The sequence below is a fragment of the Pantoea sp. EA-12 genome (genome assembly GCF_030053355.1).
GTDB lineage: Bacteria > Pseudomonadota > Gammaproteobacteria > Enterobacterales > Enterobacteriaceae > Pantoea > Pantoea vagans_C.
In genome coordinates, this window is sequence record NZ_JASGBY010000007.1 from 186,435 (window position 1) to 210,303 (window position 23,869).

The window sequence follows — 23,869 nt, forward strand, 5'->3', positions numbered from 1 at the left end:
TGCTAAGTTTATTTAATCGGTATGGATATTAACCCCGGTTATTTGGCTTAAGTATTATCTCAGGCTTAAAACCGCTTAATCAGGCATAAAAACAGCGTCTCTTCAAACGTTTGGTCCTATTGCCTGGTGGTTTTCATTGATATACGATGCGCCAATTGCCACTGCTTCTGGCTGTAGAAATGAAAGTCCATTTATCTGCCGACTATCAGTCGGAAACCTGGTTTTATCCAGTTTACTCTCTGGCGGGCCAGCTGACTTCGGTTGAGCTGGTAACGCAATTCGTCCACGACAGCGCACCTATTACGCTGCCGCAGGATTTGTTGTTGCCGCAGTTAGACGATGCGCAGCAATTACGCTTACTGCAGAGCCAGCTTTCACTGCTGGAAAAGTACCGTGAATTTTTTGAGTTACATCAAATTACCGCCTTGGTACGTATTGATGATTCAATGGCCACAATGCTCCTGGAAAGCGAATTTCTGTTAAGGAAATTTAAACAACTTTCTTTTATTATTCTGGATGTCAGCGAAACGTTTCCGCAATTAGCCAAGGGAAAAGCGCAGCCGCTTTTAGCTTCCTTACAGCAAGAATTCCGTTTATCACTCTCGCAGTTTGGGGCGGGAAAAGCGCCTGCAACGGCAGTCTATGATAACCTGTTTAACGTATTGAAACTGGATAAGGTCTTTATTCAGGGGCTTGCAAAACGTGCATCTTTTACACCCTTTATGCAAACGATGATTGATACGTTTTCCGATTTCGCCGAGCAGATAATTATTTGTGGCGTCGACGACAGCCTGCTGCTGGAGAAAGTCAGCCAGTTAAATGGCGCGCAACTGCAAGGAAATTTGTTCCCGGTTGTTAAAGCGGAACGGTTAAGCGATCTTATTTATCCTGATGTGAGCTCACATACACCCTCACAGCAGTAATCCTTTCACCTGTTCTCCACCTCGAGTCAGCGTTACACTTAACCTCACTTCGTACACTCAATGTCGGTGCGTTGCGCACATGCACCTGCTGGAGTATTAATGCAATTTATCAATAGCTGGCAGCAAGAGTTGCCGGCCTTTTACACCGCGCTGGCCCCGACTCCCTTAGCAGGTGGGCGCTTGTTTTATCACAATGCGCCACTGGCGGCTGAAATGGGGCTAAATCCCAACCTGTTTCAAGGCGAAGGCCATGGCGTCTGGAGCGGCCGTGAATTACTGCCGGGTATGGCACCGCTGGCTCAAGTCTACAGTGGCCATCAGTTTGGCGTCTGGGCCGGACAATTAGGGGATGGTCGCGGTCTTTTGCTGGGCGAACAGCAGCTGGACAATGGGCGCAAGCTCGACTGGCATCTCAAAGGCGCAGGACTCACTCCTTACTCACGTATGGGCGATGGCCGCGCGGTCATCCGCTCCAGCGTACGTGAATTTCTGGCTTCCGAAGCATTACACCACCTTGGTATTCCCACCACGCGTGCCCTGGCACTGGCGATTGGTGAAGAGCCGGTGTTGCGTGAAACCCAGGAGCGCGGCGCCATGCTGATGCGCATCGCGGAGAGCCACCTGCGCTTTGGCCATTTTGAACACTTCTATTATGGTGGTGAACAGGAGAAGGTACGCCAACTGGCGGATTACGCCATTCACCATCACTGGCCGCAGTTGCGCGACCAGGTGGACCGCTACCAGCTGTGGTTTAGCGACATTGTCAAACGTACCGCGAGCCTGATCGCTCACTGGCAGAGTGTCGGTTTTGCACACGGCGTAATGAACACCGATAACATGTCGATTCTTGGATTAACGCTGGATTACGGTCCTTTCGGCTTCCTGGACGATTACCAGCCTGATTTCATCTGCAATCACAGTGATTACCAAGGCCGCTATGCGTTTGAGAACCAGCCGATGATTGGGCTGTGGAACCTCAACCGTCTGGCGCATGCGCTGTCAGGGTTAATGTCCACGGATCAGCTTAAACAGGCGCTGAGTCAATATGAAACCGAACTGATGCGGGTTTGGGGTGAGAAGATGCGCGCCAAACTGGGGCTGTTAACGGCGGATGCAAATGACAACGCCATTCTAACCTCGTTGCTGGCTTTGATGACGCAGGAACACAGTGATTATGCGCTAACGTTCCGTTTGTTAAGCGATACGCAACAGCAGGAGAGCCGTTCACCGCTGCGCGATGAGTTTATCGATCGTGAGGCGTTTGATCGCTGGTATGACAGTTATCGCCAACGACTGTTGCAAGATGAAGCAACGGATGAACAGCGTCAAACGGTGATGAAAGCCGCGAATCCCGCGCTGGTATTGCGCAATTATCTGGCTCAGCAGGTTATCGAAGAGGTCGAGAAAGGGGAAAGTGCGGCGTTGGAAACCTTGCATCTGGCATTGCAGCAGCCGTTTAGTGATGCAGCCGTTAGCGCGCAGTTGCGCCAACGACCACCCGAGTGGGGCAAAACGCTGGAAGTGAGTTGCTCCAGCTAAATTAATTAGAAACGGCTGTCTACCGCGGCAGCCAGTTTCTCCAGCACTTCTTCACTATCTTCCCAGCCAAGGCAGGGGTCGGTAATGGACTGCCCGTAAGTTAAGGGTTCACCGCCCACCACTTTCTGGTTACCTTCCTGCAGGAAGCTCTCAATCATCACACCTGCAACAGCACGTGAACCCTGGCGAATCTGCGCGGCAATGTCATCTGCGACGTCACGCTGACGGCGATGCTGCTTCAGACAATTACCGTGGCTGAAATCGATGATCAACTGCTCAGGCAAATTGAAATCACGCAGGTTCGCTGCTGCTGCCGCCACATCTTCAGCATGGTAGTTGGGCTGCCGACCGCCACGCAGGATCACATGGCCGTGCGGATTGCCGCTGGTCTGGTAAATCGTCATCTGCCCATGTTTATCCGGCGAGAGGAACATATGGCTGGCGCGAGAAGCGCGGATCGCATCCACGGCGATCTGCACGTTGCCATCGGTACCGTTCTTGAAACCCACCGGACAGGAGAGGGCCGAGGCCATTTCACGGTGGATCTGACTTTCCGTGGTGCGAGCACCAATAGCGCCCCAGCTGATCAGGTCGGCAATAAACTGGCCGATCACCATATCGAGGAATTCGGTGGCGGTCGGCATCCCCAGCGCATTGATATCCAGCAGCAGTTTGCGGGCGATAGCGATGCCACGGTTGACGTCAAAACTGCCGTCGAGATCGGGGTCAGAGATCAAACCTTTCCAACCCACCACGGTACGCGGTTTTTCAAAATAGGCGCGCATCACGATTTCAAGGCGATCTTTATAGCGTTCACGCAACACATTCAGGCGTTCGGCGTATTCAATCGCCGCTTTGGGATCGTGCAGTGAGCACGGACCGATAATCACCAGCAGACGCGGGTCTTCACCCGTCAGGATACGGGCAATGCGCTGGCGCGCAGCGGTGACATTAGCGGCAATCTCCGCCGAAATAGGGTGTTCTTGCGCGAGGGCAACTGGCGTTAGCAGGCTGCCGATGCGCGCAGTACGCAGTTCATCAGTCTTGTTCATTGGGACTCTCAAAATTCTGTTCTTCGCAGCGGTGAAATACCGGGAAGTGATGGTGGTCACAATAAACCAATAACTCGCGAATTCAACCCGCTAAAAAGAAAGGAGAGTTAATCAAGACGGAAGCCAGGCTTTACGGCCTGGCTTACACTCTAATACATGCTGCGGCGCAGCCCCATAATGTCGAGGATTTTGGTGGCAATCTCCTCGACAGAATAGTTGGTACTGTTGAGGTAGCGAATTTGATGAGTACGGAACAACGCTTCGACTTCACCCACTTCAAGGCGGCACTGACGCATTGACGCATACCGGGTATTTTCGGCACGCTCCTGGCGGATCGCCGCCAGACGCTCGGGATCGATGGTTAATCCAAAGAGCTTATGCTGATGAGCACGTAATGCGGGGGGTAATTTTAGATTATCCATATCATCCGCGATAAAGGGATAGTTTGCCGCACGCACACCAAACTGCATCGCCAGATAGAGGCTGGTCGGCGTTTTGCCACAGCGCGAGACGCCAAGCAGAATGACCTGTGCATCTTCCAGACCGCGCAGAGAAATACCATCATCATGTGCCAGGGTGTAATCAATCGCGGCGATGCGCGCATCATATTTGCCCAGATTGCTGGCAGTGAGTCCGTGAGTACGATGCGCCACGGGCATCGAAGCCACACCGAGTTCGCTTTGCAACGGGGCGACCAGCGCCTGTACGATGTCCTGACAGAAGCCTTCACTCTCCAGAATGATCTCGCGGACGTCAGGCGTCACAATCGAGAAAAACACTAATGGACGCACGCCACTCTGCTGGTACAAGGCATTAATCTGTGCTTTAACCGCCTGCGCGCGCTGGACATTCTCAACAAACGGCAGGGTGACACTGGTAGTACTGACGGGAAATTGTGAGAGCACTGCGTGCCCCAAAACTTCAGCGGTAATGGCGGTGCCATCTGAAATGTAGAACACACTGCGTTCAGTGCTCATAGGCAAGCAATCCTCTCATTTACTTTTACATAACAATCTCACTGCCAATATTTCATTTTAATTCAAAGTAAAATGAAATATCCATATCAGTGGCGGTCACATCACACAAGGCTGTTCTTCAAAAGGGTAATATTAGATGAAATGCTGTTTTGAAAAATGCTATTTACTCGCATTTTCCAGTTAATCTGGGAAATAAAGTCTGAGTCCGTTGCGCAACAAAAAGCAATCTCTAACCCTCTGAAAAAGGGAAAAATATCATTCTAGCCATTTGCGTTGGGTTAATAAGCCTGTTGCGCAACTCGATTTATGACGGGTACTAATCCGATTTTGCGTTTCTTTTTCTGCTTTAACGATTCAACACTTAGTCTTTATTTATTGATTGTGCCAGGCTGTTTTGGCGAATAGCAAATTGTTCCATGTGCTCCAATCATTTAAATGAAGGATAATCTCAATGTCCAATCAAGACCAACAGTCGCTAGTGCTCTGGTACAACCAGCTTGGCATGCATGATGTTGATCGGGTGGGGGGCAAGAATGCTTCCCTGGGAGAAATGATTACGAACTTGTCGTCTCTGGGCGTATCCGTGCCAAACGGTTATGCGACGACATCTTATGCGTTTAATCTGTTTCTCGACCAAAGCGGACTGAACCAGCGTATTTATGATTTGCTGGACATTACGGATATTGATGATGTGGAAGAGCTGGCGAAAGCTGGCAAACAAATTCGTCAATGGGTTGTTGATACGCCATTCTTGCCTGAACTGGAAGAGGCGATACGAACAGCCTATGAGCAGCTCTCTTCTGATGACCCCGACGCTTCGTTCGCGGTGCGTTCTTCTGCAACGGCGGAAGATATGCCCGATGCCTCGTTCGCCGGTCAACAAGAGACATTCCTCAACGTGCAGGGATTCGACGCGGTGCTGGTGGCCGTGAAGCACGTTTATGCTTCTTTATTTAACGACCGTGCGATCTCCTATCGTGTGCATCAAGGTTACGACCATCGTGGTGTGGCGTTGTCGGCCGGGATTCAGCGCATGGTGCGATCGGACCTCGCTTCATCGGGGGTGATGTTCACCATAGATACCGAATCCGGTTTCGACCAGGTGGTGTTTATCACCTCGGCGTTTGGTCTGGGTGAGATGGTGGTGCAGGGCGCGGTTAACCCAGACGAATTTTACGTGCATAAACCGACGCTGGCGGCTAACCGCCCGGCGATTGTACGCCGAACCATGGGCTCGAAAAAAATTCGCATGGTGTATGCCGATTCCCAGGAGCATGGGGAGCAGGTGCGGATTGAAGATGTCGATCAAGAACAGCGTGACCGCTTCAGCCTGACCGATGACGAAGTGCAGGATCTGGCGCGTCAGGCGGTGTTGATTGAGCAGCACTACAAACGCCCAATGGACATTGAGTGGGCCAAAGATGGTCACACCGGCAAGCTGTTTATCGTGCAGGCCCGTCCGGAGACTGTCCGTTCCAATGGTCAGGTGATGGAACGCTACACCTTGCAGGGCAAAGGCAAAGTGCTGGTCGAAGGCCGAGCCATCGGACATCGTATTGGCGCGGGTGAAGTGAAAGTGATTCACGATATCAGCGAAATGCATCGTATCGAGAAAGGTGACGTGCTGGTGACCGACATGACGGACCCGGATTGGGAGCCGATCATGAAGAAAGCCTCAGCGATTGTCACCAACCGTGGTGGGCGTACTTGCCATGCCGCGATCATCGCACGTGAACTGGGTATTCCTGCGGTGGTGGGCTGTGGCGATGCGACAGATCATCTCAAAGATGGCCATAAGGTGACGGTCACTTGTGCGGAGGGCGACACCGGCTACGTTTACCAGGATCTGCTGGACTTTGAAGTCACCAGCTCACAAGTGGATACCATGCCCGATTTGCCGCTGAAGATCATGATGAACGTCGGTAACCCCGATCGTGCATTTGATTTTGCTTGCCTGCCTAATGAGGGTGTCGGGCTGGCACGTCTGGAGTTCATCATCAACCGTATGATCGGCGTGCATCCAAAAGCGCTGCTGGAATTTGACCAGCAGACGCCAGAGATTCAGCAGCAGATTCGTCAGATGATGAAAGGTTTTGACGATCCGGTTGAATTCTACATTGCGCGTTTGACCGAGGGAATTGCCACGCTGGGGGCGGCCTTTGCGCCAAAACGCGTTATCGTGCGTCTCTCTGACTTCAAATCCAACGAATACGCTAACCTCGTGGGGGGTGAGCGCTATGAACCTGAAGAAGAGAACCCGATGCTGGGCTTCCGTGGAGCGGGTCGCTATGTTGCAGACAGCTTCCGTGACTGTTTCGCGTTAGAGTGCGCTGCAGTGAAACGGGTGCGTAACGAGATGGGTCTGACTAACGTCGAAATTATGATTCCGTTTGTGCGTACCGTAGACCAGGCTGCCGCCGTTGTGGAAGAGCTTGGCAAGCAGGGTCTGAAACGTGGCGAGAATGGCCTGAAGGTGATCATGATGTGCGAGATTCCTTCTAATGCCTTGCTGGCGGAACAGTTCCTGCAGTATTTCGATGGCTTCTCGATCGGTTCGAACGATATGACCCAGCTGGCTCTGGGTCTGGATCGTGATTCCGGCGTGGTGTCTGCGCTGTTCGATGAGCGTAACGAGGCGGTTAAAGCGCTGCTGTCGATGTCGATTCAGGCCGCGAAGAAGCAGGGTAAATATGTCGGCATCTGTGGTCAGGGACCCTCAGACCATGAGGACTTTGCCGCATGGTTGATGGAGCAGGGCATTGATAGCCTGTCGCTCAATCCGGATACCGTGGTGCAAACCTGGTTAAATCTGGCTGAGCTGGACGCTGCAAAATCTTAGTCAGCTATTAATTAGGACGCTTTCAGTAAGATTCTGAAGTGTCCTTGCTGAAATCATCAAGGCCAGCTCTGCTGGCCTTTTGTTTATGCATAAAAAAAGCAAAAAAAAAGCCCATCACAGGGGATGGGCAAAGACTACACACAGCAATTCTTTACTTTACTCAGGGGAAAAAGGTTGTTTAAAAATCAGTGGTTTGATCTCAAACTTAGGATTCATGTTATTCACACCGCCTGCTGGCGTCTTTAAGAATCCTCTTATTAGTTTAAAGCTGATAATCTTTCGTGGCCTTTTTCACCGGTTTGACCTGATGATTCAGTGCGAAAAATAATCATTCCGTTAGCGAAACTCTCCTTAATCGGCCAAATCTGCGTTTTTTCTTAAAAATCGCTTATGAAAAATAATGCGTAACGGGAGCAATTAAGTGATGGTGATTAACAGGCATTAATCGCCATCGCGTAAGGCAAATGGGAGAGGAGAGAGACGGTGCGGGTTAACACACCGTGTTGGATGGCGGCAGTTTGTTACGGTTGCTCTTCTTCGTGCTCGGCCAGCGCTTCAATCGCTGTTTGCGGGTCATCATCAGGTGCGGGGGCTTCATGCATCCACACCGAAACCAGACGATAAGAGACCGCCAGCACCACCGGTCCAATAAACAGCCCGATCATGCCGAAGGCGATCAATCCTCCGATAACCCCAGAAAGTATCAAAATCATCGGCAAATCTGCGCCCATACGAATCAGCATCGGACGCAGCACGCTATCAAGCGTGCCGACCACACAACTCCACACCAGTAATATGGTGCCCCAAGTGGTATCGCCACTCCAGTAGAGCCAGATGATGGCCGGCACCAGCACCACCAACGGGCCAAGCTGCACCAGGCACGTCAGAATCATCAGCACGGTGAGCAGGGTGGCATAAGGGATGCCGGAAATCGCCAGGCCAATGCCGCCCAGCACACCCTGTACCAGCGCTGTCACCACCACGCCCAATGCCACGGCGCGGATCGCTTGCCCGGCTAACAGCACCGCCGCATCGCCGCGACGTCCGCCCATGCGATAAGCAAAGTGGCGAATGCCGTGACCGACTTGTTCACCACGCCAGTAAAGCAACACGCTAAACAGCAGCATCACCGCGAGGTGGATCATAAAGCGGCCAAAGTGACCAGCCTGTGCAACAAAGAAGCCCGTGGTGCGGCCAATGTAAGGTTGTAGCTGATTTAGAATCGCCGTACCGCCGCCATCAACCATTTTGTGGTAGCTGGAGTAGGTTTTGTTACCGACATAAGGAATTTCACGCAGCCAGACAAAGTCCGGGAAAACCAGATGGCGTTGCGTGGCCCAGGCAATCACCGGCGCGCTGTTATCGATCAGGCTACTCACCAGCAGGGCAATCGGAATAATAAACAGCAGCAGTAACAGAATGGTCATGGCGATCACCGCCAGCGATCGTCGTCCCCACAGCAGATGCTGCAAACGTATCATTAATGGCCAGGTGGCAATCACCACCATGCTGGCCCAGGCAAAGCCCAGAATGAAGGGTTGTACCACCCACAGGCAGGCGATGATCATAATCAGTATGAACATCAACGAGAACAGCAGTTGCGGTAGATCCATACCGCGTTGCAGGCTTTTCATCACAACGTTTTGACCTCAATTAATCCTTCATGGTGGGCCGCACGGGCCCTGATCAATGATGAGCTATTTCCTGAAAATTAAACAGAAAAAAGCAGGTGTCGCGGAGGTCTTTCCTGAAAAAACAGCAGGCGATAAAAAAATATGATAAAACCAATGGTTGAAAAAAATAACCACGCAAACGTTTACAACATCTCGGTCGCGCAATAATGATCCCACAGATTTCCCAGGCACCCGGCCTCGTTCAACGGGTGCTGACATTCCTGCAGTCATTAAAAGAGCAAGGATTTACCGGTGATACCGCCACGAGCTATGCCGATCGGCTATCACTTTCTACCGATAACAGCATTTATCAGCTGTTACCTGATGCAGCGCTGTTCCCACGCTCGACCGCCGATGTCGCGTTGATTGCGCGTTTGGCTGGCGAGGAGCGGTTCAACAGCCTGACCTTCGCCCCACGCGGGGGTGGCACCGGCACGAATGGTCAATCACTGAATCAGGGTATCGTGGTCGACATGTCGCGCTACATGAATCGCATCCTGGAAATTAATCCTGAACAGGGTTGGGTGCGCGTTGAAGCGGGCGTGGTGAAAGATCAGCTGAATGCCTGGCTGAAGCCTTATGGCTTTTTCTTCTCGCCTGAACTCTCTACCAGTAACCGCGCGACCTTAGGGGGCATGATTAACACCGATGCTTCTGGTCAAGGCTCTCTGGTGTACGGTAAAACCTCCGATCACGTTGAAGGTTTGCGCGCCGTATTAATCGGCGGCGATATTCTTGATACCCGCGCGATGCCGACTACGCTGGCAGAGCAGTTGGCCGCCACCCCGACTGCGGAAGGGCGCATCTATCATGAAGTGCTCAATCGTTGCCGCGACCAGCGCGATCTGATCCTGGAAAAATTCCCTAAACTGAACCGCTTCCTGACGGGCTACGACCTGCGTCACGTGTTCAGTGATGATTTGCAAACCTTTGATCTGACGCGCTTGTTATGTGGTGCCGAGGGCACGCTGGCCTTCATCACCGAAGCGCGCCTCGATATCACACCGATTCCGAAAGTACGCCGTCTCGTTAATATCAAATATGACTCGTTTGACTCCGCGCTGCGTAATGCGCCCTTTATGGTCGAAGCCAAAGCGCTGTCTGTCGAAACGGTGGACTCAAAAGTGCTGAACCTGGCGCGAGAGGATATCGTCTGGCATTCGGTCAACGAACTTATCACCGATGTACCCGATAAAGAGATGCTTGGTCTGAACATCGTCGAATTTGCGGGTGACGATGGTGAACTGATTGAACAACAGGTTAATAGTTTGTGTGCACGGCTGGATGAGCTGATGCAGCAACAGCAAGGCGGCGTGATTGGCTATCAGCTGTGTAACGATTTGGGCGGCATTGAGCGCATCTACAATATGCGCAAAAAAGCCGTAGGCCTGTTGGGTAACGCGAAAGGGCGTGCCAAGCCGATTCCTTTTGTCGAGGATACCGCCGTCCCACCAGAGCAGTTAGCCGATTACATTGTCGATTTCCGTGCCTTACTCGACAGCCATGGTTTGAGCTATGGCATGTTTGGTCACGTTGATGCGGGGGTGCTGCACGTGCGCCCGGCGCTGGATATGTGCGACCCGCAGCAAGAGCTGTTAATGAAACAAATCTCCGATGAAGTGGTGGCGCTGACGGCTCGCTACGGCGGATTACTGTGGGGCGAGCACGGCAAAGGTTTCCGCGCTCAGTACAGTCCAGCCTTCTTCGGCGAAACCCTGTTCAACGAACTGCGTCGTATCAAAGCCGCTTTTGACCCGGATAACCGCATGAATCCTGGCAAAATCTGCACACCTTTTGGCAGCAATGAGCCGATGATGCAGGTGGATGCCGTCAAACGTGGCACCTATGATCGCCAGATCCCGGTCACCGTGCGTAACGACTGGCGGGGAGCCATGGAGTGCAACGGTAACGGCTTATGCTTCAACTTTGATGCGCGCAGCCCGATGTGCCCGTCCATGAAAATTACCCGCAACCGTATCCATTCTCCCAAAGGCCGTGCCACATTAACGCGTGAGTGGCTGCGTTTATTGTCAGAGCAGGGCGTAGATCCCTCTCAACTGGAGCAGGCACTGCCGAAGCAGGGCGCCAGTCTGCGCACCTTGATTCAACGTACCCGTAACTCCTGGCACGCGAAACAGGGCGAATATGACTTCTCGCATGAAGTCAAAGAGGCCATGTCTGGTTGCCTCGCCTGCAAAGCCTGTTCGACTCAGTGTCCTATCAAGATTGATGTGCCGAGTTTCCGCTCGCGCTTCCTGCAGCTTTATCACACTCGCTATCTGCGCCCGTTGAGCGATCATCTGGTGGCAACGGTAGAGAGTTATGCGCCGTTAATGGCAAAAGCGCCGAAGGTGTTCAACTTCTTCCTCAAGCAGCCATGGGTTCGCGAGTTGAGTCAAACCCATATCGGCATGGTGGATCTGCCGCTGCTCTCATCTCCGAGCCTGAAACAGCAGCTCAGTGGTCATCCGGCGATGAGCCTGACGCTGGAACAGCTGGAAGCGATGGATGTGGCGCAGCGTGAAAACTGCGTGCTGGTGGTGCAGGATCCTTTCACCAGCTATTACGAAGCCCAGTTAGTGACTGATTTCGTGAGACTGATTGAAAAGCTGGGCTATCGTCCAGTGCTGCTGCCGTTTTCACCTAATGGTAAAGCACAACACGTGAAGGGCTTCCTGCAGCGTTTTGCACGCACCGCCACTAAAACCGCAGAACTTCTGAACCGTGTGGCAAAACTGGGCATGCCCATGGTCGGTGTCGATCCGGCCACCGTGTTGTGTTATCGCGACGAATATAAAGAAGTCTTGGGCGAGCAGCGAGGTGAGTTCCAGGTGCAACTGGTTCATGAGTGGTTACAGCAAGCGACAGACTCGCGCACCGTGCAAATGGCCAGTGGGGAAGCCTGGTATCTGTTCGCACACTGTACTGAAGTGACCGCGCTGCCCTCTACGCCCAATCAGTGGAAGGATATTTTTGCGCGCTTCGGGGCTAAGCTGGAAAACGTCAATGTCGGCTGCTGCGGCATGGCCGGTACATATGGCCACGAAAGTAAAAACCTGGAGAATTCACTGGGGATTTATGCGCTTTCATGGAATCCACAGTTGCAGAAGCTACCGCGTCAGCGTTGTCTGGCAACCGGCTTCTCGTGCCGTAGTCAGGTCAAACGTGCAGAAGGCAATGGCATGCGGCATCCACTACAAGCGCTGCTGGAAATGATGTAAACAAATTGTAGTAGACGTCACAAAGCTGGATTAGAATATCCAGCCTGCGTGACGGACGAAATCACTTTGCAGGCTGGTGGCTTGGTCCCACTGGCCGCTGAGCGCCAGTTGATGGCACAAGCGAGTCAACGACAGGCGCGCCAGCTGATAAGCCTGGATACGGAACAAACGGTCGCGATCGGCATTGCCCATCTCCTGCACTAAGCGGTGATGGAGCTTGCCCATGGCATGCAAATAGCTTTGATCGTCGCCGTTCAGTTCGCAGATTTCGGCCATGTCGAGGCAGGTATCATTAAAGCGGCGCAGTTGGTCGATAGTACAATCGGTGCGGTTGAGCTTAGCCTGAGCCATATAGAAGTCTACGGTGATATCACGCACCGAAAACTTATATTCATCGATTTTGTGTTGTAACCAGGCCGAGACGGTAAGCGTCATGTCGCTGCTCTAAATGGGTTAATGATAATCATTATCATATTCAACCGCGTCAGGAATGCAATTCCCGCAATGAAATTTTATTGATTTCCTTTGCCTGTTAGTAAAATCGGCAATAACAATCTCTTTACATTGAAGAAAGGCGTAACCTATCAATTGTGACATTATCGTAAAGTTGATTTTTTAAATTTTCCGATATTTTAACGGGTTACGCAGTGTAGGCGCGCACGGGAATGCCGCTCACAAGCTGGTGTGAAGGGACTATGCTTAATAAAGCAGCAGTAAAAAACAGCACGAGATGATTATCCCTGCAAAACAAGCGGTTGAAGTGATATCTGATATCACTACCATAGGGGGATAGCCTGAAAAGGCCCAGACTTACGAGGTAGCACCATGTCATCAGTAAATGCAGCTTCTTTTTCACCCGAAGATTTCGTCTGGAAAGGGCTCACGCTGACCGAATCGGCAGCGAAACAGATTCTTAGCCTGGTTGAGCAGGATCCTGAAATTAAAGGCCTGAAACTGGGTGTGAAGCAGTCCGGCTGTGCCGGTTTTGGGTACGTTATGGATCTGGTGAAAGAGCCTGCCGATGACGACCTGACGTTTGAGCAATTCGGCGCAAAATTGTTTGTGCCACTTCAGGCGATGCCGTTTGTTGACGGTACCGAGCTGGATTATGTCCGTGAAGGCCTGAATCAGATTTTTAAATTCAACAACCCTAAAGCTCAGCACGCCTGCGGGTGCGGTGAGAGCTTTGGCGTCGAGTAAGTGAAATATGTCACGACACAGCGAAGCATCTGACGATGTACAAATGTGGGAAGGTAGCCTGAACTACAAAGAAGGCTTCTTTACCCAGTTGCAAACCGACGAAATGGCTCACGGCATTAACGAAGATGTTGTGCGCGCTATTTCGGCCAAACGTAACGAACCTGAGTGGATGCTGGAATTCCGTCTCAAGGCGTATCGCGCCTGGTTAGAGATGGAAGAGCCGCACTGGCTGAAAGCGAACTACACCAAACTCGATTATCAGGATTACAGCTATTACTCTGCGCCGTCCTGCGGCAATTGTGATGATAGCTGTGCCTCTGAACCGGGTGCGACTCAGACTTCTGGCAGCGTAGCGTCTAGCGACTATCTGACCAAAGAAGTGGAAGACGCGTTCAACCAGTTGGGCGTTCCGGTACGCGAGGGACGTGAAGTGGCGGTTGACGCCATTTTCGACTCCGTATCCGTTTCCACCACTTATCGTGACAAACTGGCTGAACAGGGCATTATTTTCTGCTCTTTCGGTGAAGCCATTCATGATCATCCAGAGCTGGTGCAGAAGTACCTCGGCACAGTGGTTCCGCCTAACGATAACTTCTTCGCGGCACTGAACTCAGCCGTGGCATCTGATGGTACCTTCGTTTACATCCCGAAAGGCGTCCGTTGCCCGATGGAGCTGTCAACGTACTTCCGTATCAACGCCGCCAAAACCGGTCAGTTTGAACGTACAATTCTGATTGCCGATGAAGACAGCTATGTAAGCTACATCGAAGGTTGCTCCGCGCCGGTGCGTGATACCTACCAGCTGCACGCCGCAGTGGTTGAAGTCATCATTCACAAAAATGCGGAAGTGAAGTACTCCACCGTACAGAACTGGTTCCCTGGTGGTGAAGGCGAGGGCGGTATCCTCAACTTCGTGACCAAGCGCGCCCTGTGCGAAGGCGATCACAGCAAAATGTCCTGGACTCAGTCTGAGACCGGCTCTGCCATCACCTGGAAATACCCGAGCTGCATTCTGCGCGGTGATTATTCTGTGGGCGAGTTCTACTCTGTGGCCCTGACCAGCGGTCGCCAGCAGGCCGATACCGGCACCAAGATGATCCACATTGGTAAAAACACCAAGTCGACCATCATCTCTAAAGGGATCTCCGCCGGTAAGAGCGAAAACACCTATCGTGGCCTGGTGAAAATCATGCCAACCGCCACTAACGCGCGTAACTTCACCCAGTGTGACTCGATGCTGATTGGCCCGGACTGCGGTGCGCATACCTTCCCGTATGTGGAAACGCGCAACAATACCGCACAGCTGGAACATGAAGCCACCACGTCACGTATTGGTGAAGATCAGATGTTCTACTGTCTGCAGCGTGGCATTAGCGAAGAAGATGCGATCTCCATGATCGTTAACGGCTTCTGTAAAGACGTTTTCTCCGAGCTGCCACTGGAATTCGCTGTGGAAGCGCAAAAACTGTTGGCTATCAGCCTTGAGCACAGTGTGGGCTGATGCCACACGCGTTGCCGGAAGCAATGTGAAGGAAAGAGTATGTTAAGCATTAAAGATTTACAGGTAAGTGTTGAAGACAAAGAAATTCTGCGCGGACTGAACCTTGAAGTAAAACCGGGTGAAGTGCACGCCATTATGGGCCCTAACGGTTCGGGTAAAAGTACCCTGTCGGCAACACTGGCTGGTCGTGAAGATTACGAAGTCACTGGCGGTTCTGTCAGCTTCAAAGGCAAAGATTTGCTGGAGCTGGAGCCGGAAGAGCGCGCGGGTGAAGGTATCTTCATGGCGTTCCAGTACCCGGTAGAGATCCCGGGTGTCAGTAACCAATTCTTCTTGCAGACTTCTGTCAATGCGGTGCGCAAATACCGTGAGCAAGACGAACTGGACCGTTTCGACTTCCAGGACTTCATCGAAGACAAAATCAAACTGCTGAAGATGCCAGAAGATTTGCTGACTCGTTCAGTCAACGTCGGCTTCTCCGGTGGTGAAAAGAAGCGTAATGACATCTTGCAGATGGCAGCGCTGGAACCTGAACTGTGCATTCTGGATGAAACCGACTCCGGTCTGGACATCGATGCACTGAAAATTGTCGCTGAAGGCGTTAATAGCCTGCGTGACGGTAAGCGTTCATTCATTATCGTAACTCACTATCAGCGCATCCTGGATTACATCAAGCCTGACCACGTTCACGTGCTGTATCAGGGCAAGATCGTGAAATCTGGCGACTTCACGCTGGTTAAGCAGTTGGAGGAGCAAGGCTATGGCTGGCTTACCGACGAAGAGTGATAATGCGCTGCAACAGTGGCACCACCTGTTTGAATCGCGCGGTGAAGCGCGCTCATTGCAGGCACAGCAGCACTGGCAGCAACTGATGCGTCTCGGCTTGCCAACACGCAAGCACGAAAACTGGAAATACACCGCGCTGGATGGTCTGCTGGCCAATCAGTTCGTGTTACCCGAAGAACAGGCGGTGACCGCCGAGCAGGTGGCCGAATTGGCTCTGCCGCTGGACGCTGTTCGTCTGGTGTTCGTTGATGGCCGTTTCCAGCCCGAGCTGAGCGCGCGCGACACCGAACTGTTTGAGGTGCAGCATAGCCGCGCTGCAGAGCGCCGTCCGTTGCCTGCCGCCGTACAGCCGGAAGTGTTTCTGCATCTGACTGAAAGCCTGGCGGAAGAGGTCACCTCTATTCGTCTGGCGCGCGGTAAATCAGCGGCTCGCCCGCTCTATTTGCTGCATATCACTAGTGGCAAGGCTGATGCGCTGAATACGGTGCATCACCGTCATCACCTTGAGCTGGAGCAGAGTGCTGAAGCTGAGGTGATAGAACATTACGTGACGCTGAATGGTGCCTCTCACTTTACCGGCGCGCGTTTTACTTTTGCTGTCGCAGACAATGCTAAGCTGAAGCACATCAAGCTGGCCTTTGAAGAGAGCAGCAGCTATCACTTTGCGCACAATGATATTGTGATTGGTGGTGATGCGCAGGTCAGCAGTACCAGTTTCCTGCTGGGTGCGGGCTTGTCACGTCACAACACCAGCGTGCAGCTCAATGGTGAAAATACTGAGCTGGCATTGAACAGCCTGATATTGCCGATCAATTCAGAAGTGGCGGATACCCGTAGCTATCTGGAGCACAACAAAGGCCACTGCCTGAGTCGTCAGCTGCACAAAACCATTTCGCGTGACAAAGGTCGTTCTATCTTCAATGGTCACATTAAAGTGGCACAGCATGCGCTGAAAACTGATGGGCAGATGACCAACAACAACCTGTTGCTTGGTCGTCTGGCGGAAGTGGACACTAAGCCACAGCTGGAAATCTATGCTGATGACGTGAAGTGCAGCCACGGCGCGACTATTGGTCGTATCGATGACGAGCAGATGTTCTATCTGCGCTCGCGCGGTATCACCGAAGAAGCGGCACAGCAGATGATCATCCATGCGTTCGCGGCCGAATTGACCGAGATCCTGGAAGAAGAGTCACTGCGTCAGGTGGTACTGCAACGCATTACGGCGCGTTTCCCCGGAGTTGAGTTATGAGTTTCGATCTCGAACGAATCAGAGCGGAATTTCCGATTCTGAAACGTGAGGTCAACGGACATCCGCTGGCCTACCTTGATAGCGCGGCCAGCGCTCAGCGCCCGCTCGCGGTTATCAATGCGGAAAGTTATTTCTACCAGCACGGCTACGCCGCCGTGCATCGTGGTATTCACTCGCTGAGTGCCCAAGCCACTACCGACATGGAAAACGTGCGCACCCAGGCTGCGCGCTTTCTTAATGCGGCCTCGCCAGAAGAGATCATCTTCGTTAAAGGCACCACTGAAGGCATCAATCTGGTCGCCAACAGCTGGGGCGGCAGTCAGTTGCAGCCCGGTGATAACATCATCATCACCGAGATGGAGCATCACGCCAACATCGTGCCTTGGCAGATGGTGGCGCAACGCACCGGTGCTGAAATTCGCGTGTTGCCACTGAATGCACAAGGCGAATTGGCGCTGGAGCAACTGGGTGGTCTGATTGATAGCCGCACCCGTTTGCTGGCGGTGACGCACGTTTCCAACGTGCTCGGCACGGTGAACCCGGTCAAAGCCATTGTTGCGCAGGCGAAAGCTGCAGGCGTGGTGACGCTGGTGGACGGCGCGCAAGCCGTGATGCACCACGCGGTGGATGTGCAAGATATTGACTGCGATTTCTACGTCTTCTCCGGCCATAAAATCTATGGTCCGACCGGTATCGGTGTACTGTATGCGCGTAAAGCGCTGCAGGAAATCATGCCGCCGTGGGAAGGTGGCGGTTCAATGATCGATCAGGTTATGCTGCCAACTGGCACCACCTGGAACAGCACGCCATGGCGTTTTGAAGCCGGTACACCTAATACCGGTGGCATTATCGGACTGGGTGCCGCGTTGAGCTGGATCAGCGAACTGGGTTTGGACGCGATCAATGAGCGTGAAAGCGCGCTGATGCGTTACGCACTGGATAAACTGGCCTCGGTGCCTGATCTGGTGATTTACGGTCCCGCGCAGCGTAGCGGTGTCGTGGCTTTTAACCTCGGCAAACACCACGCGTTTGACGTAGGAAGTTTCCTTGATCAATACGGTATTGCCATCCGTACCGGCCATCACTGTGCGATGCCGCTGATGCGTCATTTTGCGGTGCCAGCCATGTGTCGCGCTTCCTTCGCCCTGTACAACAGTGAAGAAGAGGCCGATCGCCTGGCGGCAGGTTTGACCCGTATTCATCGTCTGCTGGGCGGTTGAGCAGATTTCAGGAGTAATCCATGGCGAATTTGCCAGATAAAGAGAAACTGGTGCGCAATTTTAATCGTTGCGCAAACTGGGAAGAGAAGTACCTTTACATCATTGAGCTTGGGGCGAAATTACCAGAATCCTCTGAAAGCTTGCAGCAACCTAAGTACGTGATTTCAGGTTGCCAGAGCCAGGTTTGGATCCGCATGACCCCCCAGGCAGATGGCACCATCGCCTTTGAAGGTGACAGTGATGCCGCTATTGTTAAGGGTTTGATTGCAGTGGTGTTTAGTCTGTATCAAGGGCTGAAATCACAGGAAATTCTCGACCTCGATGTTCGTCACTGGTTTGGCGAATTAGCACTGACTCAGCACCTCACTCCTACGCGTTCGCAGGGACTGGAAGCGATGATTCGCGCGATCCGTCATAACGCACAAAGCCTCAGCTAAGTTACACTCCCCAGACCCCGGCATGACCGGGGTCTGTTCCATCCGACAAAGAGAAAATTGCATGAAACCAGCGTTACGTTTAGCCGGTGCATTGCTGTTGTCCTGCTTCGGGCTTTCTGCACCTGCATTTGCTACGGAATATCCCCTGCCAGCCGATAACAGCCGTTTAATTGGCGAGAATACCCTGACCACCGTGCCGGACGACAAACGGCCCTTAGAGAGCATTGCTGCGCATTATAAGATTGGTATGCTCGGCATGTTAGAGGCCAACCCTGGCGTTGATCCCTGGTTGCCGAAGGCCGGTACCCAATTAACGGTGCCGCTGCAGATGCTGCTACCGGATGCGCCACGGGAGGGGATCGTTGTTAACCTTGCGGAACTGAGATTATATTACTACCCGAAAGGCGAAAATCGCGTGGTGGTCTATCCGATCGGTATCGGTCAGTTGGGTGCAGCGACACCCAATATGGTCACCACTATCAGCCAGAAGATCCCCAACCCGACCTGGACTCCTACCGTCAACATCCGCAAACGCTACGCCAAAGAGGGCATTACTCTACCGGGTGTGGTGCCTGCCGGGCCAGATAACCCAATGGGGCTGTTTGCCATGCGTCTGGCGCGAGGAACCGGGCAGTATCTGATTCATGGCACCAACGCTGATTTCGGCATTGGCATGCGTGTCAGCTCTGGCTGCATTCGTTTACGCCCTGATGATATCGAAGCGCTGTTTAACAGCGTGCCGAAGGGAACCCGCGTACAAATCATCAATGAGCCGATTAAGGTGGCGGTAGAACCGGATGGCAAGCGTTACGTCGAAGTGCATCAGCCACTGTCACGTAATGAGAAGGATGATCCACAGACCATGCCAATTGCGCTGACGGCGAAGATGAAGGCTTTCCTCAATAGCCAGCACAGTGACACGGCATTGATGAAAGAGGCGATTGCACGCCGTTCTGGCATGCCGGTGTTGGTGAGCAGTGGCGAGCCTGTCACACAGGACACGGCGTTACCTGCAGTGCTGCAAACGCAGCAGAAGGGGGAACAAGCCACCATCACCGAGGCATTGGGAGAGGCTAAGACAGCTCCTTAACGCAGGGCCAAAATCAGGACAAAAAAAATGGTGCCACATGGGCACCATTTTTCAAACCAGAACTCTTACTTACGGTAAGAGTGAGCCTGGTTGTCCAGACGCTGGTTAGCGCGAGCTGCGTCATCTTTAGCAGCCTGAACGTCAGAACGGATTGCGTTCACGTCGTTGCTCAGCTGGTCAACTTTAGCGTTCAGAGTCTGAACGTCTGAAGACAGCTGGTCGATTTTAGCGTTGCTTGAGCAACCAGCCAGCAGAGTTGAACCCAGAATTACCGCGCCCAGTACCAGTTTAGTACGATTCATTATTAATACCCTCTAGAATTGAGTTAATCTCCATGTAGCGTTACAAGTATTACACAAAGCTTTTTGAGTTGAGAATAAATTTTTGATGAGAACATGCTTAAATTTGATCGTTCGCTCAAAGAAGCAGCGTTTCGCAGAAGATGATGAAAATATTTAGCTAAAACAGAGAGATTTAATCGGACTAACCTTAATTGTGCGGGATATTGAATAGTTATTATCGATTGGAAAATTCTGGTTTTTGTATTACCGCAAGATTAAAAAAAGCGCCTTAAAAAGGCGCTTTTAAATAAAACTTCAACCAAAAATCAGAGTACGTGCACAGAAGCGGTGTTAGTGGTGCCACTTGGCACCAGTGCGCCAGAAACCATCACCACAACATCACCTTTTTGTGCGTAGCTGCTGTCTAACGCCAGCTCTTTACCAATGCGGTAGAAATCGTCAGTCGAGGCAATTTCAGTGACCAGACGCGTTTCAATACCTTTGCTCAGAATCAACTGGCGCGCGGTGGTAGGATTGGTGGTCAGTGCCAGAATGGTGGCGTATGGGAAATATTTACGCACAGCCTTGGCTGATTTACCGCCTTCGGTTGCCACCACGATCACTGGCGCTTCCAGTTTCTCTGCGGTCTCAACGGCACCGCGACAGACGGCTTCAGTGATACGCAGTTTGCGGGACTCCAGCAGCTCATCGATACGTGATTTCATCACGCGATCGGTACGCTCACAGATGGTCGCCATGATGGTGACGGATTCGAGCGGATACTTACCTTTAGCACTTTCGCCTGACAGCATGACAGCATCGGTGCCATCCAGGATGGCGTTGGCCACATCACCGGCTTCCGCACGGGTAGGGCGCGGGTTTTTGATCATCGAGTCGAGCATCTGCGTAGCGGTAATCACCACTTTGCGTGCTTTATTACACTTCTTGATCATCATCTTCTGAGCGAAGATCACTTCTTCAACCGGGATTTCAACACCCAGATCGCCACGAGCCACCATGATGCCATCAGAAGCTTCCAGAATTTCGTCGAAGTTATTCAGACCTTCCTGGTTCTCGATCTTAGAGATGATCTGAATGTGTTCGCCACCGTGTGCTTTCAGGTGCTCACGGATTTCCAGGACATCTGAACGCTTACGGATAAAGGAAGCGGCAACAAAATCGACGTTCTGTTCGCAACCGAAAATCAGGTCACGCTTATCTTTTTCCGCCAGAGCGGGCAGCTGAATGGATACACCTGGCAGGTTAACGCCTTTGTTCTCACCCAGATCGCCGTTGTTCAATACGGTGCAGACCACGGTGTTTTCAGTGACTTCAGTCACTTGCATCCCGATCAGGCCGTCATCAACCAGAACGGTATTGCCGATTTTCAAGTCTTCAGTGAAGCCCGAATAGGTCACAGCAACACGTTCGTTGTTGCCAATCACTGACTGGTCAGTGGTGAAGGTGAAGGTCTGTCCCGCTTTCAAAGAAACGTCATTACCACCGTCCAGCTTCATGGTACGGATTTCAGGGCCTTTGGTGTCCAGCAGAATCGCGGCCTGACGACCGGTTTTTTCCATGACGGCGCGCATATTGGTAATACGCTGACCATGTTCGGCATAATCACCGTGAGAGAAGTTCAGGCGCATGACGTTCATGCCTGCTTCCAGCAGTTGAGTCAGCATCTCTTCAGATTCGGTTTTCGGACCGATAGTACAAACAATCTTGGTCTTTTTCATGTCAGGTTTTCTGTAAGTTGTGATGGATGATAAAGGTCGGGATTCGCAGCGCAAGGCAGCGAAGTGAAAATGAGTATGGTGTTGGTTCGGATCGTACAGAAGTAAGAATAGGTGACGAAGGCCAGCCGTGCAGAGAAGTTATGCAGTACGCGAGGGAACTGGTTAGACAGTGTTGCGCAAATCATTTGAGTTGTTTGCATAGGCACGTTAGCGCTGAAACCTTTCAGGTGGACAACGCGGCATAGTATAGTCGCTAAGTATGCGAAAACCAATATAAAAGCTAAGAGAGAAAACGATTCAGATCAAGGAAAGGGGTGTTGCGCAAAGAGAGAGAATAAGAAAAGTGGTGCGCTCTAATGGACTCGAACCATCGACCCCCACCATGTCAAGGTGGTGCTCTAACCAACTGAGCTAAGAGCGCAACATGCTGTCAGGGCGACAGCGGGGACGAATATTAACGGCAGGCCGCGATGCTGGCAAGGGAAAAAATGAATTTCCATGACGACTGACCAGCATCTGTGCGACCCGCTGTTTTTTTAAGCGAGAAGGGGCCAAATAACGGCCCCTTCAGCCACTTAGCGCGCTGCACGTGCCAAAATGACCTGCGCGGGCAGGCGCTGTAAACGTCGAATTCGCCAGATCATCATGATGGCGGCGGAAGTCAGGCCAACAATAAATCCACACCAGAATCCAGCCGGACCCAGTTTAGGTACGACCCAGTCCGTCAACGCCAGAATGTAGCCAACGGGTAATCCCAGCACCCAATAGGCAATAAAGGTAATGAAGAAGATCGACCGCGTATCTTTATAACCACGCAAAATCCCGCTACCGATCACCTGAATAGAGTCGGAGAACTGGTATATCGCGGCCAGCAACATTAGCTGGGCTGCGAGCGTAATCACTTCAGGATTCGCGGTGTAGAGCGCCGCAATATCTGCTCTGAACGTCACGGTGAAGATCGCCGTGATCGCGGCCATGCTGATCCCCACACCTTGTCCGGTCCAGGCCGCCACACGTGCTTGCTCTGCGGAGCCTTGTCCCAAACGGTAACCGACACGGATGGTGGTTGCCACGCCGAGTGATAGTGGCAACACAAACATCAGCGAACTGAAGTTCAGCGCTATCTGGTGCCCTGCAACTTTGACAATGCCTAACGGTGAAACCAGCAACGCCACAACGGCGAACAGGGTCACTTCGAAGAACAGCGCCAACGCCACAGGTAAACCTAACGTGAACAGACGCGTTAGCACGGCTTTTGAAGGCGCGGACCAACGTGTGTTCATGCGAATATCGCGCATGCTGGCCATGCGTTTCACCCAGAAGCGCATCACCATGAACATCACCCAATACACCGAGGCTGTTGCCACGCCGCAACCGACACCGCCGAGCGCCGGCATGCCAAAATGGCCATAAATGAAGACATAGTTCAGCGGGATGTTCACCATCAGGCCCAGAAAACCGAGTAACATCGCCGGTTTGGTTTTCGACAAACCTTCACATTGGTTGCGAGCGACCTGGAAGAAGAGATAGCCAGGCGCGCCCCACAATAAGGCATGCAGATACCCCTCTGCTTTAGCCGCCAGTTGCGGATCGATATCATGCATCGCATGGATGAGATAACCCGCGTTCCACAGCACAATCATGATCAGCAACGCCACGGCCAGGGCTAACCAATACCCCTGGCGTACCTGTTCTGCGATGCGTTCACGTCGCCCTGAACCGTTGAGTTGCGCAACGGTTGGCGTCAAAGCCAGTAGAAGACCATGACCAAACAGAATGGCGGGAAGCCAGATAGAGGTGCCGACAGCAACGGCGGCCATATCCGTGGCGCTTACCGCACCGGCCATAATGGTATCCACAAAACCCATCGCTGTCTGAGCCACCTGAGCAAGGATGACCGGGATCGCGAGGGCCAGCAATTGACGCGCTTCTGTTAAATACTTCTGCACGTAACACCTGCTTAAATTATCAAGAGAGTGGGGTGAAATCCCCATAGAATGCGCGGCATAGTGTAACGGGAGCACTCTGTTCCACCAAACTTTGATCGCATTTTGTTAAGTTATTTGTGTAAAGTTTGAACTCCGGCAAATTAAACGCCGCAGGCCAAGCTGTGATAAACTACGGCAAACTTCACCAAGG

At 52.3% G+C, this 23,869-nt stretch carries 18 protein-coding genes, 1 tRNA gene and 1 other RNA gene; 11 read left to right on the forward strand and 9 right to left on the reverse strand.

Annotated features, from left to right (window positions below; translation table 11 throughout):
- Positions 1 to 179: 179 nt before the first annotated feature.
- Positions 180 to 923, forward strand: coding sequence for an EAL domain-containing protein (locus QMZ30_RS13025; protein ID WP_349306833.1), 744 nt, complete (start codon positions 180 to 182; stop codon positions 921 to 923).
- 99 nt (positions 924 to 1,022) lie between these two features.
- Positions 1,023 to 2,462 carry a protein adenylyltransferase SelO gene (locus tag QMZ30_RS13030; protein ID WP_283227698.1) on the forward strand — a complete coding sequence of 480 codons (1,440 nt, stop codon included), beginning with the start codon at positions 1,023 to 1,025 and terminating at the stop codon, positions 2,460 to 2,462.
- 5 nt (positions 2,463 to 2,467) lie between these two features.
- Here QMZ30_RS13030 and QMZ30_RS13035 read toward each other — a convergent pair whose 3' ends face one another.
- Positions 2,468 to 3,514, reverse strand: a complete 1,047-nt coding sequence (locus tag QMZ30_RS13035) for a 3-deoxy-7-phosphoheptulonate synthase (protein WP_283227699.1) — start codon at positions 3,512 to 3,514, stop codon at positions 2,468 to 2,470.
- 149 nt (positions 3,515 to 3,663) lie between these two features.
- Positions 3,664 to 4,497 carry a posphoenolpyruvate synthetase regulatory kinase/phosphorylase PpsR gene (gene ppsR, locus QMZ30_RS13040; protein ID WP_283227700.1) on the reverse strand — a complete coding sequence of 278 codons (834 nt, stop codon included), beginning with the start codon at positions 4,495 to 4,497 and terminating at the stop codon, positions 3,664 to 3,666.
- Positions 4,498 to 4,942: 445 nt separating this feature from the next.
- Between ppsR and ppsA the strand changes: the two genes are divergently transcribed.
- Positions 4,943 to 7,330 (forward strand): phosphoenolpyruvate synthase, encoded by a 2,388-nt coding sequence (ppsA, locus tag QMZ30_RS13045; protein ID WP_283227701.1) that lies wholly within the window; start codon positions 4,943 to 4,945, stop codon positions 7,328 to 7,330.
- Between the two features lie 99 nt (positions 7,331 to 7,429).
- On the opposite strand, the gene rprA is transcribed toward ppsA, so the two are convergent.
- Both rprA and ydiK read right to left on the reverse strand, forming a co-directional pair.
- Positions 7,430 to 7,538, reverse strand: an RNA gene (gene rprA / locus QMZ30_RS13050) — antisense sRNA RprA.
- A gap of 313 nt (positions 7,539 to 7,851) precedes the next feature.
- Positions 7,852 to 8,964 (reverse strand): AI-2E family transporter YdiK, encoded by a 1,113-nt coding sequence (gene ydiK / locus QMZ30_RS13055; protein WP_034821692.1) that lies wholly within the window; start codon positions 8,962 to 8,964, stop codon positions 7,852 to 7,854.
- A gap of 206 nt (positions 8,965 to 9,170) precedes the next feature.
- On the opposite strand from ydiK, the gene ydiJ reads away from it, so the two are divergent.
- The gene (ydiJ, locus tag QMZ30_RS13060; RefSeq protein ID WP_283227702.1) at positions 9,171 to 12,224 is read left to right on the forward strand and encodes a D-2-hydroxyglutarate dehydrogenase YdiJ; all 3,054 of its coding nucleotides are present in this window, start codon (positions 9,171 to 9,173) and stop codon (positions 12,222 to 12,224) included.
- A gap of 30 nt (positions 12,225 to 12,254) precedes the next feature.
- Here ydiJ and QMZ30_RS13065 read toward each other — a convergent pair whose 3' ends face one another.
- A complete protein-coding gene (locus tag QMZ30_RS13065) occupies positions 12,255 to 12,659 on the reverse strand; it encodes a hypothetical protein (RefSeq protein ID WP_039335769.1) in 405 nt (134 codons plus the stop codon).
- 390 nt (positions 12,660 to 13,049) lie between these two features.
- Here QMZ30_RS13065 and sufA point away from each other — a divergent pair, with 390 nt between their 5' ends.
- The 7 genes from sufA to QMZ30_RS13100 all read left to right on the forward strand — a co-directional run bounded on the left by sufA (position 13,050) and on the right by QMZ30_RS13100 (position 19,710).
- Positions 13,050 to 13,424, forward strand: a complete 375-nt coding sequence (gene sufA, locus QMZ30_RS13070) for a Fe-S cluster assembly scaffold SufA (RefSeq protein ID WP_283227703.1) — start codon at positions 13,050 to 13,052, stop codon at positions 13,422 to 13,424.
- A gap of 7 nt (positions 13,425 to 13,431) precedes the next feature.
- Positions 13,432 to 14,925 carry a Fe-S cluster assembly protein SufB gene (gene sufB, locus QMZ30_RS13075; protein ID WP_283227704.1) on the forward strand — a complete coding sequence of 498 codons (1,494 nt, stop codon included), beginning with the start codon at positions 13,432 to 13,434 and terminating at the stop codon, positions 14,923 to 14,925.
- Between the two features lie 39 nt (positions 14,926 to 14,964).
- Positions 14,965 to 15,711: a Fe-S cluster assembly ATPase SufC gene (gene sufC, locus QMZ30_RS13080; RefSeq protein ID WP_167143889.1), complete on the forward strand. Its 747-nt coding sequence runs from the start codon at positions 14,965 to 14,967 to the stop codon at positions 15,709 to 15,711.
- On the forward strand, positions 15,686 to 16,963 hold the full coding sequence (sufD, locus tag QMZ30_RS13085; RefSeq protein ID WP_283227705.1) for a Fe-S cluster assembly protein SufD: 1,278 nt from the start codon (positions 15,686 to 15,688) through the stop codon (positions 16,961 to 16,963). The genes sufC and sufD overlap by 26 nt, the downstream gene beginning before the upstream one ends.
- On the forward strand, positions 16,960 to 18,183 hold the full coding sequence (gene sufS, locus QMZ30_RS13090; RefSeq protein WP_283227706.1) for a cysteine desulfurase SufS: 1,224 nt from the start codon (positions 16,960 to 16,962) through the stop codon (positions 18,181 to 18,183). Before sufD ends, sufS begins: the two co-directional genes overlap by 4 nt.
- Before the next feature lie 20 nt (positions 18,184 to 18,203).
- Positions 18,204 to 18,620, forward strand: coding sequence for a cysteine desulfuration protein SufE (sufE, locus tag QMZ30_RS13095; protein ID WP_039335784.1), 417 nt, complete (start codon positions 18,204 to 18,206; stop codon positions 18,618 to 18,620).
- A 61-nt stretch (positions 18,621 to 18,681) separates the two neighbouring features.
- On the forward strand, positions 18,682 to 19,710 hold the full coding sequence (locus tag QMZ30_RS13100; RefSeq protein WP_283227707.1) for a L,D-transpeptidase family protein: 1,029 nt from the start codon (positions 18,682 to 18,684) through the stop codon (positions 19,708 to 19,710).
- A gap of 65 nt (positions 19,711 to 19,775) precedes the next feature.
- On the opposite strand, the gene QMZ30_RS13105 is transcribed toward QMZ30_RS13100, so the two are convergent.
- The 4 genes from QMZ30_RS13105 to QMZ30_RS13120 form a co-directional block, all read right to left on the reverse strand.
- Positions 19,776 to 20,012 (reverse strand): major outer membrane lipoprotein, encoded by a 237-nt coding sequence (locus QMZ30_RS13105; RefSeq protein WP_007374746.1) that lies wholly within the window; start codon positions 20,010 to 20,012, stop codon positions 19,776 to 19,778.
- Between the two features lie 305 nt (positions 20,013 to 20,317).
- On the reverse strand, positions 20,318 to 21,730 hold the full coding sequence (pykF, locus tag QMZ30_RS13110; RefSeq protein ID WP_283227708.1) for a pyruvate kinase PykF: 1,413 nt from the start codon (positions 21,728 to 21,730) through the stop codon (positions 20,318 to 20,320).
- Positions 21,731 to 22,074: 344 nt separating this feature from the next.
- Positions 22,075 to 22,151 (reverse strand) — tRNA-Val (locus QMZ30_RS13115).
- A 154-nt stretch (positions 22,152 to 22,305) separates the two neighbouring features.
- A complete protein-coding gene (locus tag QMZ30_RS13120) occupies positions 22,306 to 23,679 on the reverse strand; it encodes an MATE family efflux transporter (RefSeq protein ID WP_282996995.1) in 1,374 nt (457 codons plus the stop codon).
- Between the last annotated feature and the right edge of the window lie 190 nt (positions 23,680 to 23,869).